Annotated in this window: 18 protein-coding genes; 12 read left to right on the top strand and 6 right to left on the bottom strand. The window is 73.3% G+C overall.

Features of this window, described 5'->3' with window-relative positions:
• The first annotated feature begins 61 nt into the window (after nt 1–61).
• Together purF and purM are read left to right on the top strand one after the other, a co-directional pair.
• On the top strand, nt 62–1,561 hold the full coding sequence (gene purF, locus NLU66_RS15745; RefSeq protein ID WP_259360550.1) for an amidophosphoribosyltransferase: 1,500 nt from the start codon (nt 62–64) through the stop codon (nt 1,559–1,561).
• A complete protein-coding gene (gene purM, locus NLU66_RS15740) occupies nt 1,558–2,709 on the top strand; it encodes a phosphoribosylformylglycinamidine cyclo-ligase (RefSeq protein ID WP_259360549.1) in 1,152 nt (383 codons plus the stop codon). The genes purF and purM overlap by 4 nt, the downstream gene beginning before the upstream one ends.
• Before the next feature lie 99 nt (nt 2,710–2,808).
• Here purM and NLU66_RS15735 read toward each other — a convergent pair whose 3' ends face one another.
• On the bottom strand, nt 2,809–3,000 hold the full coding sequence (locus NLU66_RS15735; RefSeq protein WP_103385032.1) for a DUF3073 domain-containing protein: 192 nt from the start codon (nt 2,998–3,000) through the stop codon (nt 2,809–2,811).
• Between the two features lie 446 nt (nt 3,001–3,446).
• Here NLU66_RS15735 and NLU66_RS15730 point away from each other — a divergent pair, with 446 nt between their 5' ends.
• From NLU66_RS15730 to NLU66_RS15720, 3 genes are read left to right on the top strand one after another with little or no spacing between them, the layout of a single operon-like run.
• Entirely contained in the window at nt 3,447–3,662 is a 216-nt protein-coding gene (locus NLU66_RS15730; RefSeq protein WP_259360548.1) for a BldC family transcriptional regulator, read from the top strand.
• On the top strand, nt 3,659–4,696 hold the full coding sequence (locus tag NLU66_RS15725; RefSeq protein WP_259360547.1) for an alpha/beta hydrolase: 1,038 nt from the start codon (nt 3,659–3,661) through the stop codon (nt 4,694–4,696). Before NLU66_RS15730 ends, NLU66_RS15725 begins: the two co-directional genes overlap by 4 nt.
• Nucleotides 4,686–5,177: a hypothetical protein gene (locus NLU66_RS15720; protein WP_259360546.1), complete on the top strand. Its 492-nt coding sequence runs from the start codon at nt 4,686–4,688 to the stop codon at nt 5,175–5,177. The genes NLU66_RS15725 and NLU66_RS15720 overlap by 11 nt, the downstream gene beginning before the upstream one ends.
• A 20-nt stretch (nt 5,178–5,197) precedes the next feature.
• Here the strand turns inward: NLU66_RS15720 and NLU66_RS15715 are convergent, their stop codons facing one another.
• A complete protein-coding gene (locus tag NLU66_RS15715) occupies nt 5,198–6,364 on the bottom strand; it encodes a flippase-like domain-containing protein (RefSeq protein ID WP_259360545.1) in 1,167 nt (388 codons plus the stop codon).
• Nucleotides 6,365–6,424: 60 nt separating this feature from the next.
• Here NLU66_RS15715 and NLU66_RS15710 point away from each other — a divergent pair, with 60 nt between their 5' ends.
• Both NLU66_RS15710 and NLU66_RS15705 read left to right on the top strand, forming a co-directional pair.
• Nucleotides 6,425–6,760, top strand: a complete 336-nt coding sequence (locus tag NLU66_RS15710) for a hypothetical protein (RefSeq protein WP_259360544.1) — start codon at nt 6,425–6,427, stop codon at nt 6,758–6,760.
• 74 nt (nt 6,761–6,834) lie between these two features.
• Nucleotides 6,835–9,609 carry a UvrD-helicase domain-containing protein gene (locus NLU66_RS15705; protein WP_259360543.1) on the top strand — a complete coding sequence of 925 codons (2,775 nt, stop codon included), beginning with the start codon at nt 6,835–6,837 and terminating at the stop codon, nt 9,607–9,609.
• A 22-nt stretch (nt 9,610–9,631) separates the two neighbouring features.
• On the opposite strand, the gene NLU66_RS15700 is transcribed toward NLU66_RS15705, so the two are convergent.
• The 3 genes from NLU66_RS15700 to NLU66_RS15690 are packed head-to-tail and all read right to left on the bottom strand — an operon-like array spanning nt 9,632 to nt 10,748.
• Complete coding sequence (locus NLU66_RS15700; RefSeq protein WP_259360542.1) at nt 9,632–10,063, bottom strand: VOC family protein; 432 nt, start codon at nt 10,061–10,063, stop codon at nt 9,632–9,634.
• On the bottom strand, nt 10,060–10,452 hold the full coding sequence (locus NLU66_RS15695; protein ID WP_259360541.1) for a hypothetical protein: 393 nt from the start codon (nt 10,450–10,452) through the stop codon (nt 10,060–10,062). The genes NLU66_RS15700 and NLU66_RS15695 overlap by 4 nt, the downstream gene beginning before the upstream one ends.
• Before the next feature lie 32 nt (nt 10,453–10,484).
• Nucleotides 10,485–10,748: a hypothetical protein gene (locus tag NLU66_RS15690; protein ID WP_259360540.1), complete on the bottom strand. Its 264-nt coding sequence runs from the start codon at nt 10,746–10,748 to the stop codon at nt 10,485–10,487.
• Between the two features lie 189 nt (nt 10,749–10,937).
• Between NLU66_RS15690 and sucC the strand changes: the two genes are divergently transcribed.
• The 5 genes from sucC (at nt 10,938) to NLU66_RS15665 (ending at nt 15,997) form a co-directional block, all read left to right on the top strand.
• Nucleotides 10,938–12,104 (top strand): ADP-forming succinate--CoA ligase subunit beta, encoded by a 1,167-nt coding sequence (gene sucC, locus NLU66_RS15685; protein ID WP_259360539.1) that lies wholly within the window; start codon nt 10,938–10,940, stop codon nt 12,102–12,104.
• Nucleotides 12,105–12,113: 9 nt separating this feature from the next.
• Entirely contained in the window at nt 12,114–13,004 is an 891-nt protein-coding gene (sucD, locus tag NLU66_RS15680) for a succinate--CoA ligase subunit alpha (protein ID WP_259360538.1), read from the top strand.
• A gap of 144 nt (nt 13,005–13,148) precedes the next feature.
• Complete coding sequence (locus tag NLU66_RS15675; protein WP_259360537.1) at nt 13,149–13,880, top strand: metal-dependent transcriptional regulator; 732 nt, start codon at nt 13,149–13,151, stop codon at nt 13,878–13,880.
• 222 nt (nt 13,881–14,102) lie between these two features.
• Entirely contained in the window at nt 14,103–15,074 is a 972-nt protein-coding gene (locus NLU66_RS15670) for a C40 family peptidase (RefSeq protein WP_259360536.1), read from the top strand.
• A 95-nt stretch (nt 15,075–15,169) separates the two neighbouring features.
• Nucleotides 15,170–15,997, top strand: a complete 828-nt coding sequence (locus tag NLU66_RS15665; protein WP_259360535.1) for a hypothetical protein — start codon at nt 15,170–15,172, stop codon at nt 15,995–15,997.
• Between the two features lie 49 nt (nt 15,998–16,046).
• Here the strand turns inward: NLU66_RS15665 and NLU66_RS15660 are convergent, their stop codons facing one another.
• A complete protein-coding gene (locus NLU66_RS15660) occupies nt 16,047–16,892 on the bottom strand; it encodes an HAD hydrolase family protein (RefSeq protein WP_259360534.1) in 846 nt (281 codons plus the stop codon).
• Nucleotides 16,893–16,926: the final 34 nt, after the last annotated feature.

Here is a 16,926-nt window from a genome sequence, read left to right as displayed (position 1 = left end):
CGCCGGAACGGGCGCGCGGACGACCGTCGCCGGGTATCTGGCGCTGTGGCAGAATGGCCGGGTGGCACGCGGCGACGGAACCCTCTCCCACGACCTCCTCCCCGGCGAGAAGGGCCCCCAGGACGCCTGTGGCGTCTTCGGAGTCTTCGCCCCGGGGGAAGAGGTCTCCAAGCTCACCTATTACGGGCTCTACGCCCTGCAGCACCGCGGGCAGGAGTCCGCGGGCATCGCGACCTCCGACGGCTCGCAGATCCTCGTCTACAAGGACATGGGGCTCGTCTCCCAGGTCTTCGACGAGACCAGCCTCGAGGCGCTCCAGGGGCACATCGCGATCGGGCACACCCGCTACTCGACGACCGGCGGCTCGATCTGGTCCAACGCCCAGCCCACGCTGGGCCCGCGGCCGGACGGCACCGTCGCCCTCGCCCACAACGGCAACCTCGTGAACACCGAGGAGCTCCTCGCGCTCGTCGAAGAGCGTCACGGCGGGCAGTCCCGCGGCGAGATCGCCCGCGGCAACACGACGGACACCGCCCTGGTGACGGCCCTGCTGAACACCGAGGGGTCCCTCGAGGACTCCCTCGCCGAGATCATGCCCCGCCTGCACGGCGCCTACTGCTTCACGCTCATGGACGAGCGCACCCTCTACGCCGCACGGGACCCCCAGGGGATCCGCCCGCTCGTGCTGGGCCGTCTCGAGCGCGGCTGGGTGGTCGCCTCCGAGACCGCCGCCCTGGACATCTGCGGCGCGAGCTTCGTGCGGGAGGTCGCCCCGGGCGAGATGCTCGTCATCGACGAGCAGGGCCTGCGCAGCCGCCAGGTCATCGAGCCGCAGCCCAAGGGCTGCGTCTTCGAGTACGTCTACCTCGCCCGCCCGGACACCCGCATCGCCGGCCGCAGCGTCAACGAGTCGCGCACCGAGATGGGCCGACGCCTCGCCCGCGAGCACCCCGTCGAGGCGGATCTCGTGATCCCCACCCCGGAGTCCGGCACGCCCGCCGCGATCGGCTACGCGCAGGAGTCCGGCATCGCCTACGGCCAGGGCATGGTGAAGAACGCCTACGTGGGCCGCACCTTCATCCAGCCCAGCCAGACGATCCGCCAGCTCGGTATCCGCCTCAAGCTCAACCCGCTGCGCGAGGTCATCGCCGGCAAGCGCCTCGTCGTCATCGACGACTCGATCGTGCGCGGCAACACGCAGCGCGCCGTCGTGCGCATGCTGCGCGAGGCCGGGGCGGCGGAGGTGCACGTGCGCATCTCCTCGCCGCCCGTGCGCTGGCCCTGCTTCTACGGCATCGACTTCGCCTCGCGGGCGGAGCTGATCGCCAACGGCCTGGACACGGAGGAGATCGCCCGCTCGATCGGCGCCGACTCCCTCGGCTACATCTCCGAGGACGGGATGATCGCGGCGACCGGCCAGGACCGCGGCGCCCTGTGCACCGCCTGCTTCTCCGGCGAGTACCCCGTGTCCCTGCCGGACCCCGTCGCCCGCGCGCAGGGGATCCCCGCCTCGGCGAACTCCTCCACCCTCGAGCACCGCACCGTCAAGGAGCCCGCATGACCACGAGCGAGTCCGCCTCGCCCTCCGGCCTGACCTACGCCGCCTCCGGCGTCGACACCGCGGCGGGCGACCGCGCGGTGGACCTCATGAAGGAGGCGGTGGCCGCGACCCACGGCCCCGAGGTGCTCGGCGGGATCGGCGCCTTCGCGGGCCTCGTCGACGTCAGCGCCCTGAAGGACTACCGTCGCCCGCTGCTCGCCTCCTCGACCGACGGCGTCGGCACGAAGATCGCGATCGCCCGCGCCCTGGACGTGCACGACACGATCGGCCAGGACCTCGTGGGCATGGTCGTGGACGACATCGTCGTGGTCGGCGCGCGACCGATCGCGATGACCGACTACATCGCCACCGGCAAGGTCGTCCCCGAGCGGGTCGCGGACATCGTCCGCGGCATCGCCGAGGGCTGCCGGCTCGCGGGCTGCGCGCTCGTGGGCGGCGAGACGGCGGAGCACCCGGGCCTCATGGCCGCCGACGACTACGACGTGGCCGGAGCGGCCGTCGGCGTCGTCGAGGCCGATGCGCTGCTGGGCGCGGAGCGGGTGCGGCCCGGCGACGTCGTGCTCGGCATGGACGCCTCGGGGCTGCACTCCAACGGCTTCTCCCTCGTGCGCGCCGTCCTCGACGGCGCCGGCATCGCCCTGGACCAGCACGTGGAGGCCTTCGGTCGCACGGTGGGGGAGGAGCTCCTGGAGCCCACCCGCATCTATGCGGCGGACGTCCTCGCCCTGCTCGAGGACGCGCGCACCACGGGCGCGGTGCACGCCCTGAGCCATGTCACCGGCGGCGGGCTCGCCGCGAACCTCGCCCGCGTGGTGCCCGAGGGCGTCGGGGTGCGGATCGACCGCTCGTCCTGGACCCCGCTGCCCGTCTTCGGGGAGATCGTCCGCTGGGGCGCGGTCCCGCAGCTCGACCTAGAGGGGACCCTGAACATGGGGATCGGCATGATCGCGGTCCTCGACGCGGGGAGCGCCGAGGCCGCGATCGCCGTGCTCGCCGAGCGCGGTCTCGGGGCGCGCGTGATCGGTGAGGTCCGCGAGCCCGCGGCGCTGCCCGCCGCGTCCGGCCCGATCGAGCACGTCGTCACCGGCGCCAAGGGCGTCGAGGGCGGCGCGGTGCTCATGGCCGGCCAGCACCCGGGCTGGGCCTGAGCGGGCTCGGACGCTCACCAGGAGCATGACGGAAAGACGGAGGGCCGCCCCGATGGGGCGGCCCTCCGTCGCACGGATCCGGTGCGTGACCGGGGAACGTCAGCGGCGACGTGCGGACGGTGCGTCCTCGTCGGCCCAGTCGTCGCTGTCCTCGTTCCCGTCGCTCTCGCCGACCTCGCCTCGCTGGTTCTGCAGCTCGCGCTGGAGCGCGGTGAGGTCGGTGGGCGGGCTGTAGTACTTGAGGTCCCGTGCCACCTTGGTCTGCTTGGCTTTCTGTCGGCCGCGACCCATGGATCTGACCCCCTGTGCGTCGGCTGGCGGGCGCTCTGACGGGCCCGGGAGATGGCAATGTTTCGGATCCCAAGAATACATGCCTGCACCACCTTCCGCCCACCGCGTCGGAGGAGACGTGGGCGACTCCCTCGACGCGGGGGCCGACGGGAGGTTCGACGAGGTGGACCCTGAGGTGTTCGGGAGGTGGTCGGGAGATGTCCGGCGAGGTCCGTGCGGAGCGGTCGTGCACATGTGGACACGTGTCGCGGGACACGGCACCGCAAACGTTTTACGATGCAGTGCATAGACGTACATAATGCAGGCCGCATCGGTGTGCGATGGGTCCGTTCCAGCTCCTCGGATGGACGGACCCCGACCGTGGGCGTCTACGCTTGCCCCCGGCTCGTCGGGTTCCCCCCGTCCCGCAGCCGCTCTCCCCGCCCCCGTCGAAAGGCCCACCTCCGATGAACGGATCCTCGGAAGCACCCACGAACGGTGACGAGCAGACACAGCTGCTCACGCCGGCCGAGGTGGCCCAGATGTTCCATGTCGACCCGAAGACCGTGACCCGCTGGGCGCAGGCCGGGAAGCTGTCCTACATGCGGACCCTCGGCGGTCACCGCCGCTACCACCGCCACGAGGTCATCGAGCTGCTCAAGGAGAGCTCCGGGGACGCATGATCCGCGACCCCGTCTTCGGGGCCGGATACACGGCACGGCGGATCGATCTCGGCGAGGACGCCGAGGGGCCGCTGATCGCCACCCTCGTCCACCGCGAGCAGGAGGACGCACCGCAGGAGCGACGACTCCCCCCGGTGCTCGCGCTGCACGGGTGGTCCGACTACGTGCTGGACCGGGACCTGCTCGACCACCTCGGCGCGTCCGGTCACGACGTCTGGGGACTGGACCTGCGCAAGCACGGCCGCAGCCTGCTGCCGGGCCAGACGCCCACCGCGATCGACCACCTCTCCCGGTACGACCGTGAGCTCGATGCCGCGCTCCGGATCATCGGGACGCCTCCCGTCCTGCTCGCGCATTCCACGGGCGGGCTCGTCGCCGCGCTGTACGCGCAGCGCCGACCGGGCGCCGTCGCCGCGCTCGCGCTGAACTCCCCGTGGCTCGAGATGCACCTGGGCCGGGCCGCCCGGGCCCTGCTCGAGGCGCCGATCGCGGCCCTCGCGGCGCGGCGGGGCGACCTGCCCGTGCTCCCGCCGGGGCCGTCGCACTACGTGCGCACCGTGCACCGCGACTTCGGCGGGGAGTACCACTACGACCTCGAGCTCAAGCCGCCCGGCGGCCACCGCTTCCCGACCTCCACGCTCGCCGCGGTGCTCGACGGCCAGCACCGCCTCGCCGCGGCCGGTCCGCTCACCGTGCCGGTGCTCGTCCTGCACTCCGAGCGCAGCCGGCTCGGATTCCGCTTCCAGGAGTCGATGCGCCGCGCGGACGTGGTGCTCGACGTCCGCGCGATCGCCGCCGCGGGGAGGCGGCTCGGGCCGTCCGTGCGGGTCGTCGCGCTCCCCGGCGCCCGCCACGACGTGTTCCTCTCGGAGGAGTCCGTGCGGACAGCCGCGATCGACGTGCTCGACGGGTGGCTCGAGGAGCTTCCCGCGCCGCCGGACGGCCCTACGATGGGCAGGCAGCAGTCCCCGGGCGGCACGGCCGGGGGCCCGAGGACGGCGAGCAGCGGGGGTGCACCGAGCGATGGACTCTGACCTGCGACTTCACGCCTCCGCCCTGCGTCGCGGCGCGGACCGCCTGACCCTCCTGCGGCTGCGCGTCTCCCACGGGCTCGGCGCCCTCGCCGGATCCGGTCCGGAGCCGGAGCCTTCCGGGGCCGACGGTCCTGCCGCGGGCGAGGCCGTGGGGGAGGACCTCCTGGAGCAGTGGTCGGAGGGCGCCTATCCCGCGCTGGGCCGGGCCGCCGCGATGCTGCGCGGACGCGCCGGGGAGCTCGAGCGGCACGCCGAGCGGATCGAGCGCCGCAGCGGTCGCCGGCTCGGCGGCTACGCGGGCGCCGGGTTCCTGGGGCGAGGCGAGGAGGCCGGGCACCACGTGCGGGCCGTCGCGCGCTTCGTGGGGGCGGAGCAGGGCGCCGGGATCGGCGGGTTCCCGCTGCCCGGAGGGGCGACGCCTGCCCCGCTGCACGTCTCCGACGACCTCGGCCAGTCCACGCCGGACGATCTCGAGGACTGAGCCGTCGCCTGAGGCGACCCTCAGGCGGAGGCGCTGCGCCGCCGGGGCAGGAGCGCCGCGGCGACCGCGCCGATCGCGATCGGCACGAGGGTCGTCGTCACCATGAGCAGCAGCATCGCGGAGGCCGCGGCGGCGGCCGGGACGCCGATCGCGACGAGCAGCGCCGCCCCGGCGGTCTCCGCGATCCCCGTGCCGCCGGGGGTGAGCGGGACCAGGGCGAGCAGCCGCCCCAGCGCGTAGACGACGAGCACGAGCAGCAGCGGGAGCACGACGTCCACCGCCCGCAGCGCCAGCCAGAGCGAGAGCAGCTGCACGGCGCGGGCGAGCAGGGTGGGGACCAGAAGGCCCGCGGGGCGACGCCGGAGCAGGGTGACCAGCCGGTCCCGCTGCTCGAGCACGGTGCCGAGGAAGACGGCCCGGCGGGACTCGTCCTGCTCCGCGGGGGCGAGGGCGGCGTCGGCCTCCTTCCGTGCGGGATCGCGCAGGTCCGGGAGGTCCGTGAGGCGACCCGCCTGCTCCAGGAGGGTGCTCAGCACTCCCCGGCGCAGCGCGAGCATCAGCAGGCCCAGGCACAGCAGGGCGACGAGGACGGTCGCGATCGCCGCGCCGATCCCCCCGGGCAGATCCACGGACGCCGCACCGGTCGACGAGACGACCGCGTAGCTCCCGAGCCCGAGCACGGGGATCAGCATGGAGCCGATCACGAGCTCGACGAGGGAGGCGGCGATCACGCCCACGAGGATCGTGAGCAGGGCGCTTCCGCGCCGGCGGAGCACGAGACCCAGCAGGAAGGTCCCGATGATCCCGCCGCCGGGCACGGCCACGGAGACCGCGGTCGCGGCGGCATGCCCCTGCAGCGCCGCGGGATAGCGCGAGCCGGTGACGGCGACCTGCACAGTGCGGGCCTCGAGCGCGAGCGCGAGCGCCCCGGAGAGCACCGCGGCGGGCAGCGCCCAGGCGGGCAGGGCGCCCAGCGCGCCGCCGATCTCGGTCCACGTGGTGCCGGTCAGGCGGGGCAGCGCCCAGCCCAGCAGCGCTCCCACGAGGAGCAGGGAGGCGAGGGCCGCGAGGACCCGGCCGCGGCCCAGGCGCGGGGCCTGCGCGGCGAGCTGCTCGTCGGTCAGCCAGGCCGGATCCGCCGACTCGTGCGAGGGCGGGGGAGCGGCGTCGCGGCGGGGCTCGGGCATCTGCCGATTCTCGCACGTGACCTGGGGAACCGGCGGGGACCGGGGACGTACCCTGGAGGCATGTCCTTCCTGATCTCCCTGTTCGTCGTCCTGCACATGATCTGCTGGGCCATGGCCCTCGGCACCTGGGTCGCGGCCGCCCGCACGAAGGAGCCGAACCCCGGCATGGCGCACGCCGCCGCGGGTGCGCTCGTGTTCGGTCTCGTGCTGATGATCCTGGTGTCCTTCGGCGGTGACGCGAACCAGGCCAAGCTCGGCGTGAAGTTCCTGCTCGCGCTGGTCGCGACCGCCTTCGCCTTCGTCGCGAAGAACCGCCGCGCCGAGACGCCCGACGTCGTGTGGTTCGGCATCCCCGTCGCGATCGTCGCGAACATCGTCATCGCCGTCTTCGTCTGAGCCGCGGAGACCTCGTCCACACCGGGCCCCGTCGGCGCTGCGCCGTCGGGGCCCGCGCCTATCCTGGGTGGGCCATGAGCTCACTCTTCGACGACCTCTCCCTCCCTGACTCCTTCCGCGCCCTCGAGGGGGTGCGGGCGGATCCGGCCGCCCCCGCGCGCCGGGACGACCCCGACGCGGAGGTCCCGCCGGAGGAGGCGCCCGTCGAGGACGCCCCGCCGGAGGAGGACGCCCCGCCGGAGGAGGACGGCCCCGAGGAGGAGGACCCCTTCGCCGGGGACGCCCCGTGGACCCCGGCCCCGCCCGCGCCGCGACGCCAGGTCGACCCCGCCGCGCTCGCCGTGCTCGTCGAGGACCTCAACGGGCCCCAGCGCGAGGCCGTCGAGCACCGCGGCGGGCCGCTGCTGATCGTCGCGGGCGCCGGCTCCGGCAAGACCCGGGTCCTCACCCGGCGCATCGCCCACCTGCTCCGCTCCGGCGAGGCGCTGCCCGGCGAGATCCTGGCGATCACCTTCACGAACAAGGCCGCCGCGGAGATGCGCGAGCGCGTCGCGGAGCTCGTGGGCCCTGCGTCGGCCGGTATGTGGGTCTCCACCTTCCACAGCGCCTGCGTGCGGATCCTGCGCCGCGACGCGCAGGCAGCGGGCCTGAAGAGCTCCTTCACGATCTACGACAGCGCGGACTCCCTGCGGCTGATCACCACGATCTCCAAGGACCTCGAGCTGGACACCAAGAAGAACGCGCCGCGCGCGATCGCGGCGCGGATCTCCGCGCTCAAGAACGAGCTCGTGGACCCGATCGACTTCGCGGACCAGGCGGAGACCGCGAAGAACCCCTTCGAGAAGACCCTCGCGCGCATCTACACGAACTACACCGAGCGCCTCCGCCAGGCGAACGCGGTGGACTTCGACGACCTCATCGGCCTCACGGTGCAGATGCTGCGGGAGAACCCGGCGATCCGCGAGGGCTACCGGCGCCGCTTCCGCCACCTCATGGTGGACGAGTACCAGGACACGAACCCCGCCCAGTACGCGCTCGTCCAGGAGCTCGTGGGGGAGGACCCGCGGGCGGACCTCACCGTCGTCGGCGACTCCGACCAGTCCATCTACGCGTTCCGCGGCGCGACGATCCGCAACATCGTCGAGTTCGAGCAGGACTTCCCCTCCGCGCGCACGATCGTGCTCGAGCAGAACTACCGATCGACGCAGAACATCCTCTCCGCGGCGAACACGCTCATCGCGGGCAACGAGGGACGGCGCCGCAAGAACCTGTGGACCGACCACGGCTCCGGGGAGAAGATCACCCTCTACGTCGCGGACGACGAGGCCTCCGAGGCCCGCTACATCGGCCGGCAGATCGACGCCCTCGTCGACGCCGGGCGCCGCGCGGGCGACGTCGCGATCTTCTACCGCGCCAACGCCCAGTCGCGCGCGCTCGAGGACCAGCTGATCCGCGTGGGCCTGCCGTACAAGGTCGTGGGCGGGACGCGCTTCTACGAGCGCCGCGAGATCAAGGACGCCCTCGCCTACCTGCAGGTCCTCGCGAACCCTGAGGACGAGGTCAACCTGCGCCGCATCCTCAACGTGCCCAAGCGCGGCATCGGGGACCGGGCGGAGGCCGCGGTCGCCATGCTCGCCGAGCGGGAGCGGATCGGGTTCGGCGAGGCGCTGCGCCGCGCCGAGGAGGCGCCGGGCATCGCCACGCGCTCCCTGAACGCCGTGCGTCTGTTCGTCGTCATGCTCGACGAGCTGCGGGAGCTGAGCGAGCAGGGCGTGACGCCCGCGGAGCTGCTCGAGGCGATCCTCACGAAGTCCGGCTACTACGCGGAGCTGCAGGGCAGCGACGACCCGCAGGACGAGTCGCGCCTCGAGAACCTCGCGGAGCTCATCAGCGTCGCCGCCGAGTTCGAGGCACAGCAGGAGGCCATGGCCGCCGCCGCGAGCGAGGCGGAGGACGAGGAGCTCGACGGGGCCGTCGGCGCGGACGGGGCCGACGGCACCGCCGCGTCCGACGGGGCCGGGACCGCCACGGCCGGTGGGGCTGCCGCCGCAGGTGCCGACGCGGCGTCGGCCGCCGAGGGCGCGGGGGACGGCGCGGCGGGCACGCGCCTGCCGAGCGTCGAGGACCCTGACGCGACGCTGCTGGACGCCTTCCTCGAGAAGGTCGCCCTCGTGGCGGATGCGGACCAGGTCCCCGGGGGTGAGGACCAGTTCGTCACCCTCATGACCCTCCATACCGCGAAGGGCCTCGAGTTCCCGGTCGTGTTCCTCACCGGCATGGAGGACGGCACCTTCCCGCACCAGCGCACCCTCTCGGATCCCACGGAGCTCGAGGAGGAGCGGCGGCTCGCGTACGTGGGCATCACCCGTGCCCGCGAGAAGCTCTACCTCACGCGCGCCCAGATGCGGGCGACCTGGGGTGCCCCGCAGTTCATGCCCGCCAGCCGTTTCCTCGACGAGGTCCCCGACGAGGTGCTCGACGTCGCGCGCGCCGGCTCCTCGCTGAGCGGCGTGGGCTACGGCGGCGGCTACGGGGGCCGGGGCGGATCCGGCGGCTACGGGGGCACGGGCGGATCCGGTGGTCGCGGGCCCTCCTTCTCCGGCGGGCTCGGCGGCGGCCGCAGCGACGTCAAGCGCGCGAGCAGCTTCGGCTCGGGCCGCACACCCACGCCGACCGCCTCGCTCCCGCAGCTCGCGGTGGGGGACCGGGTCACCCATGACTCCTTCGGCATGGGCACGGTCTCCGAGGTCGCCGGCCAGGGGGAGAAGACCCAGGTCGAGGTGCAGTTCAAGGCGCCGCACGGCACCAAGCGGCTGCTGCTGCGCTACGCCCCGCTCACGAAGCTCTGAGCCCCGGGGCGGTCGCCGGGCCTCAGGGGCCGGCGACCACCTCGACCTCGATGCCCTCCGCGGTCTCCGCGAACCAGGCCGTGTGGTCGGGGCCGCCCGCATGCGGGTAGGCCTCCGCGAACAGCTCGGTCCAGCCGTGCACGGGACCCTCCGCGCGCAGGCGGTCCAGCAGCGGGACGCTGTCGGCCCGCAGGGCGAGATGGTTCATGTCCGGTGCCGTCCGCTCGGCGCGGTCGCCCGTGAGGTCCGGGGACTGCTCGAGCACGAGATAGACCTGGGCGGCGCCGTCGCCGTGGCGCCAGATCAGGCCGCGGTCCCAGCCCTCGACGCGCTCGCCGCGCCAGCCGAGGCGCGTGAGCAGCCAGTCCCAGGCCGGAGCCGCGGCGGCGAGGTCGCCGGTCCACAGCTCGAGGTGGTGCAGCGCGCCGCGGGCGCCGGGGAAGGGGACCGTCACCGGTCGCGGGGATCCGCGGCGCGCTCCCGCTGCCGGCGGACGTTCGCGTAGAGGCTGCTCGCGAAGGCGATGAGCACGATGATCAGCACCGCGACGATCACGGCCGTGAACGGGATGGGCAGCCCGGCGGCGTAGAGCACGCCCCAGATCGCGAGCAGCGAGCCGCCGATCAGCAGCGCGTCGCGGAAGGCGCGGGCGATCTTCCCGCCCAGGCCCTCCGCCTTCGCCCGGTCGCCCGCGCGCTGCGCGGTGCGGCCGGCGACCGTGGCGTACGCGTTCGCGCTGCGCCGGGCGCGGTCAGCGGAGTCCTGCACGGCGCGCTTCGCCCCGGGCGCCTGCTTCTTGGCCGTGTTCTGCGCGGCCTTCACATAGGTCTTCCAGTCGGCCATCGCGTCTCCTCGTGCTCTGTCCTCGCCGCGGCTCAGCGGCGGTCGTCCTCGCGCCAGCGGATGTCCCCGCCGCCCTGCGCCGGCGGGTTCCGCCGCGCGGTGCGGGCGCGGTGCTCCGACCAGTAGGACAGGCCGACGTTCAGCGCGAGGGTGATGAGCACGCTGAAGAAGAAGCCGGAGACCGTGGAGCGGACCCCGAGCAGGCGCAGCAGGATGAACAGCACGAGGATCGCGACCACGCTGAAACCGAGGTGCTCGCGGATGCGCTGGGAGAGGCTGCGGGAGGAGCGGCTCATCACGCCATCGTAGTCGTGGACCCTGGGACCTGCGTCACGGGAGCCGCGGCCGCTGTGACGGCGGGCACGCTGCCGCGGAGGCGTCCGGGAACCCCTGGTGGAGCGGCTACGCTGGCACCGATCACAGGGGCGGCCCCGAGGCCGAAGGCGGCCGGTCGCCCGCTGCCGACTGGGAAGGAAACTCACCCCGTGGACCTGTTCGAATACCAGGCCCGCGACATCTTCGAGAAGCACGGGGTTCCCGTGCTCGGAGGAGTCGTCGCGGAAGATCCCGCCGCCGCCCGAGCAGCCGCAGAGCAGCTCGGCACCCCCGTCGTCGTCGTCAAGGCCCAGGTCAAGACCGGCGGTCGTGGCAAGGCAGGCGGCGTGAAGGTCGCGAAGTCCCCCGAGGAGGCGGAGCAGAAGGCCTCCGAGATCCTCGGCATGGACATCAAGGGCCACACCGTGCACCGCGTCATGGTCGCCGCCGGTGCCGACATCGCCGAGGAGTACTACTTCTCGCTGCTGCTGGACCGCGCGAACCGCAACTACCTCGCCATGTGCTCCGTCGAGGGCGGCATGGAGATCGAGCAGCTCGCCGTCGAGCGGCCCGAGGCCCTCGCCCGCGTCGCCGTGGACCCGAACGTGGGCATCGACGAGGCCAAGGCGAAGGAGATCGTCGAGGCCGCGAAGTTCGACGCCGAGACCGGCGCGAAGGTCGCCCCCGTGCTGCAGAAGCTCTGGGACGTCTACCGCGAGGAGGACGCGACCCTCGTCGAGGTGAACCCGCTCGTGAAGACCGGCGCCGGCGACATCGTCGCGCTCGACGGCAAGGTCACCCTCGACGAGAACGCCGAGTTCCGCCACGAGGACCACACCGCCCTCGTGGACACCAGGTCCGAGGACCCGCTCGAGGCGAAGGCCAAGGCCCTCGACCTCAACTATGTGAAGCTCGACGGCGAGGTCGGCATCATCGGCAACGGCGCCGGCCTGGTCATGTCGACCCTCGACGTGGTCGCCTACGCCGGTGAGGCGCACGGCGTGAAGCCCGCGAACTTCCTCGACATCGGCGGCGGCGCCTCCGCGGAGGTCATGGCCAACGGCCTCGACGTCATCCTCGGCGACGAGCAGGTCTCCGCCGTGTTCGTCAACGTCTTCGGCGGCATCACCGCCTGCGACGCGGTCGCCAACGGCATCGTGGGCGCGCTGCAGAAGCTCGGCGACGCCGCCACCAAGCCGCTCGTGGTGCGCCTCGACGGCAACAACGTGGAGGAGGGGCGGAAGATCCTCGCGGACTTCGCCCACCCCCTCGTCACCCAGGCCGACACCATGGACGGCGGCGCGGCCAAGGTCGCCGAGCTCGCCGCCGGAAAGTGAGGGACCGCCATGTCGATCTTCCTCGATGAGAACAGCAAGGTCATCGTCCAGGGCATGACGGGCTCGGAGGGCATGAAGCACTCCCAGCGCATGCTCGACTCGGGCACCCGGATCGTGGGCGGCGTGAATCCGCGCAAGGCCGGCCAGTCCGTCGCCTTCGAGGGTGGCCACGAGGTGCCGGTCTTCGGCTCCGTCGCCGAGGCCATGGAGGCCACCGGCGCGAACGTCTCGGTCGTCTTCGTGCCGCCGAAGTTCGCCAAGGACGCGGCGCTCGAGGCCATCGACGCGGCGATCCCGCTGCTCGTGGTCATCACCGAGGGCATCCCGGTGAAGGACTCCGCGGAGTTCTTCAACTACGCGCAGGGCAAGGGCACCACCCGCATCATCGGCCCGAACTGCCCGGGCCTCATCAGCCCCGGGAAGTCCAACGCCGGCATCACCCCCGCGAACATCACGGGCGCCGGCAAGCTGGGCCTGGTCTCCAAGTCCGGCACGCTGACCTACCAGATGATGTACGAGCTCGCGGACATCGGCTTCACGACCGCGATCGGCATCGGCGGGGACCCGGTCATCGGGACCACGCACATCGATGCGCTCGAGGCCTTCGAGAATGATCCCGACACCGTGGGCGTCGTGATGATCGGCGAGATCGGCGGCGACGCCGAGGAGCGCGCCGCCGCGTACATCAAGGACAACATGTCCAAGCCGGTGGTCGGCTACGTCGCGGGCTTCACCGCCCCCGAGGGCAAGACCATGGGCCACGCCGGCGCGATCGTCTCCGGCTCCGCCGGCACCGCGCAGGCGAAGAAGGAGGCCCTCGAGGCCGCCGGCGTGAAGGTGGGCAAGACCCCCACCGAGACCGCCGATCTCATGCGCGAGATCGTCAAGGGCCTCGCCTGAGCGAGCCCGCACCGCACCGGCGCCGCCGGTGAGCGCGCCCCGGAGCCCCACGGCTCCGGGGCGCGCCCGCGTCGGGGCGGGGCGGGGCGTCCGCGCGGACGACTAGGCTGGGGTGATCTGCCGGCCGACCAAGGAGGGGACCGAGTGAGCGGCGATCTCATCGACACCACCGAGATGTACCTGAAGACGGTGTTCGAGCTCCACGAGACGGGGACCGCGCCGATGCGCGCCCGCATCGCCGAGCGACTGGGTCATTCGGGACCCACCGTCTCGCAGACGGTCGCACGCATGGAGCGCGACGGCCTGCTGCACCTCGACGAGAACCGTCGGATCCAGCTGACGGACGCGGGCCGGGAGCTCGCGACGGACGTCATGCGCCGCCACCGGCTCGCCGAGCGGCACCTGCTCGACGTGATCGGGCTCGACTACGCGCTCGTCCACGAAGAGGCGTGCCGCTGGGAGCACGTCATGAGCCGTGAGGTGGAGCGTCGCATCGCCGAGCGCATCACCCCGCCCTACGTGGACCCCTACGGCAACCCGATCCCGGGGCTGCGCGAGCTCGGCGTCACCCTCGCGGGTGGCGAGGAGCAGGTCACCCCGGAGGGTCAAGAGCGTGCCAAGGCGATCGCGGACCTCGGCGACGTCGTCGCCGACGGCGCCCGCGCGGAGGTGCGCATCGAGCGGATCGGTGAGGTGCTCCAGTCCGATCCCGGCCAGCTCGGCGAACTCGCAGACCACGGCATCGTCCCCGGTGCGGTCGCGGACGTCGACCGGGTCGCCGACAGCTTCGTGCTGCGCGGGCCGGCCGGCGGTGAGATCGGCGTCCCGCTCGCCGTCGCAGGTCAGCTGCGTGTGACCGTGATCTCACACGGGTAAAGGCTTCTCCAAGCTCTTCCCCAGAAGCGCCCAGCGTGCGCGCAGGGGCGGGTGGGTCCCCCTAGGGTCGGACGCGTGCCGCGGCGAGGATCGCCCGGTTCGTCCCCCGGGTCCCCCACTGCGCACCGGGCAGGACAGCGAGGAGATCCGTGCGCAGGGCGAGAGCCCCGGGGATCGGGAGCTCACGTGTCGAAGACTGCGAACAACACTCACCGTCGCGCCATGCGCACGGTGACCCCTGCCGTCCGCGCCGGGCGCGCCGCCGCCGGTGCTGCCGTCGCCGCGGGCCTCATGCTCGGCGGGGCCTCCGCCGCCCTCGCCGATCCGCAGTCCGACTCCGCTCCGCAGGCCGAGGCCGCCGCCGCGCCCGTCCTCGCCCCGGTGACCGCCCCCGCCGTCGGCATCCCCGCGGTGCAGGCCTCCGGTGACGACGAGGCCGAGGCCGCCCCGGCGCTCGCCCCCGCCGCCGGCACGATCTCCATCGAGCTGCCGCCCGAGCCCGAGCCCGTCGTCGAGGAGACCACGACCGAGGACGACACGACCTCGGACGAGGCCACCGACGAGGACACCACCACGGAGGACACCTCCTCTGAGGCCGCCGACGACTCCTCGGAGGACACCTCCTCCTCGCAGGAGACCCGCTCGGAGAGCTCCTCCTCGCGCAGCACCGAGCGCACCTCGACCGATGACGACGACGAGGACTCCTCGAGCTCCTCCTCGTCCTCCTCGAGCGAGAAGAAGTCCTCCTCGAAGAAATCCTCCACGAAGAAGAAGTCCTCCTCGTCCTCGGACAGCGACTCCTCGGACGACTCGTCCTCCTCGGAGGAGTCGGAGAGCTCCGCCCCGGCGCCGTCCGCCGGCAAGGGCTCCTCGATCCTCGCGACCGCCCGCAACGGCATCGGCGTCCCCTACGTGTACGGCGGCTCGACGACCTCCGGCTGGGACTGCTCGGGCTTCACCGCCTGGGTCTACGCCCAGCACGGCGTCTCGCTGCCCCACAGCGCGGGCGCGCAGGCCGCCATGGGCACGAAGGTCTCCGCCTCCGAGGCCCGCCCGGGCGACCTCGTCTACAAGCCCGGCCACATCGGCATCTACGCCGGCAACGGCAAGTTCGTGGACGCCGGCAACAAGCGCGTGGACACCTCCGAGCGCAACATCTACTCCGGCAGCTGGACCTACATCCGCATCGGCTGATCCTCGGCCCGCCCGCCGCGGCCCCGCATCCCTCCTCGGATGCGGGGCCGCGGTGCGTCCGGGGACCCTCAGGCGCCGCCGGTACCGTGGGGCCCGTGACCGCCCTCCGCGACCTGCTCTCCGTCCTGCTGCTCCTCGGCGCCCTCGTGCTCGGGGCGGCCTGGCTGCCCGCCGTGTGGTTCGAGCAGAACGTCGTCGACCAGGAGGGCTTCCTCGCGGTGACGCAGCCGCTCGCGGACGACCCCGCCTTCCGCACCACGCTCACGGACAGCGCCGTCGAGCAGCTCCTCGCCGACGACGCCGTGCCCTCCTGGATCCAGGAGTCGCTGACCCCGCTCGCCCAGGACCAGGCCTCGCAGCTCGCCGGGACCGACGCCTACGCGGCCATGTGGGACGAGACGATGGTCCAGCTGCACGGCGCGCTGTTCACCCCCGGCGGCGCCCCGGTCGACGTCGACCTCGCCCCCGGGATCGACGCGATCCTCGACGGGGTGGAGACGCACCTGCCGATCACCCTGCCGCGCCCGGACAGCGCCTCCGTCACGCTCTTCACGGTGCCGGATGTCCCGTTACTCCACCATGCGACGGTGCTGGACCCGTGGGCGCAGCGTCTGGGGCCGATCGCCCTGGGCATGGCGCTGCTCGCCCTGCTGATCGGCGGCCACCGCCGAGGGCTGCTGCTGCTCGCCGGGATCGCCGCGGCGGCCGCGGGGGCGCTCGACTGCCTGCTCGCCTCGAGGATCGAGCAGGTGGTGCCCGATGCCGTGGACCAGGCCGCGTTCCTGGGCCCGCTCGTGCAGGTCTTCGAGGGCCGCTTCGCCGATCAGCTGCCGGCGCAGGCGGTCGTGCTCATGGGGGCCGGGGCGCTCGTCGCCGTCGCGGGCCTCGTGCTCCTGGGCCTGCGCCGGCGTCCGGTGCGCTGAGGCCGCCGGGCGCCGGGCGCTCGTTCGCGGCTCCGTCGCGGGGAGGGCCTCAGAGCAGGCCGAGGCGCTCGAAGGCCAGGGCGAGGCCTGCCTCCTCCGGGCCGGGGACCACAAGATCCGCCGCCTCGAGCACCGACGCCGGGGCGCCCTCGATCGCGATCGAGGTGCCCGTGGCACGCAGCATGCCGAGATCGTTCAGCCCGTCGCCGGCGCCGACCGTGGCGTCCATGCCGAGCCCGAGGTGCTCCGCCGCCAGCTGCACGCCGCCCGCCTTGTCGAGGTGGCGCAGGAACAGCTCCCCGGCGCTGCCGTCCACCCGGCTCATCGAGCTGGGCAGCGCGGCGATCTCCTCACCGATCTCCGCAGCGAGCTGCTCGACGGCCACAGGGGAGCGCCACAGCGAGATCTTCGCGAAGGAGCAGCTCGCGAGATCCTCGGGGAGCCGCACGGCGCGCGCCAGGTCGAGGGTGCCGCCGCCCACGGTGCCAGCTGCGGCGGGCGGGAGCGCCTCGGCGCGGTCGCGGATCCACGCGGCCATCGCCGGGGTGCACAGCAGGGCGTCGGGGGCCTCGAGCACGAAGGGGACCTCGTGCGCGGTGAGCACCTCGACGGCGCGGCGGCCGAGCGCCTCCGGGTAGCGCTCGTCCCGCAGCAGGGCGTCGCCCACACGCACGTGGGCGCCCGCGGAGCAGACCGCGCCGTCGAGCAGGTCGAGCACCTCGGGGGCGACGATCGAGGCGCAGCGGCCGGTGCTGAGCAGCACCGCGTGGCCGTTCTCCCGCACCGCCCGCACGGCCTCGACATGGGCGGCGGGCACGACGCCCTGCTCCGCGAGGGTCCCGTCGTAGTCGAGGAAGACGGCGCGGCGGTCGGACGGGGCGGGGGTGGTGGGCACGACGCTCCTGGTGCGGTCGGGACGGATGCTCCCA

It is taken from the genome of Brachybacterium sp. NBEC-018 (genome assembly GCF_024860185.1).
GTDB classification, from domain to species: Bacteria; Actinomycetota; Actinomycetes; order Actinomycetales; family Dermabacteraceae; genus Brachybacterium; species Brachybacterium rhamnosum.
This window is presented reverse-complemented; position numbering and strand designations above follow the sequence as displayed.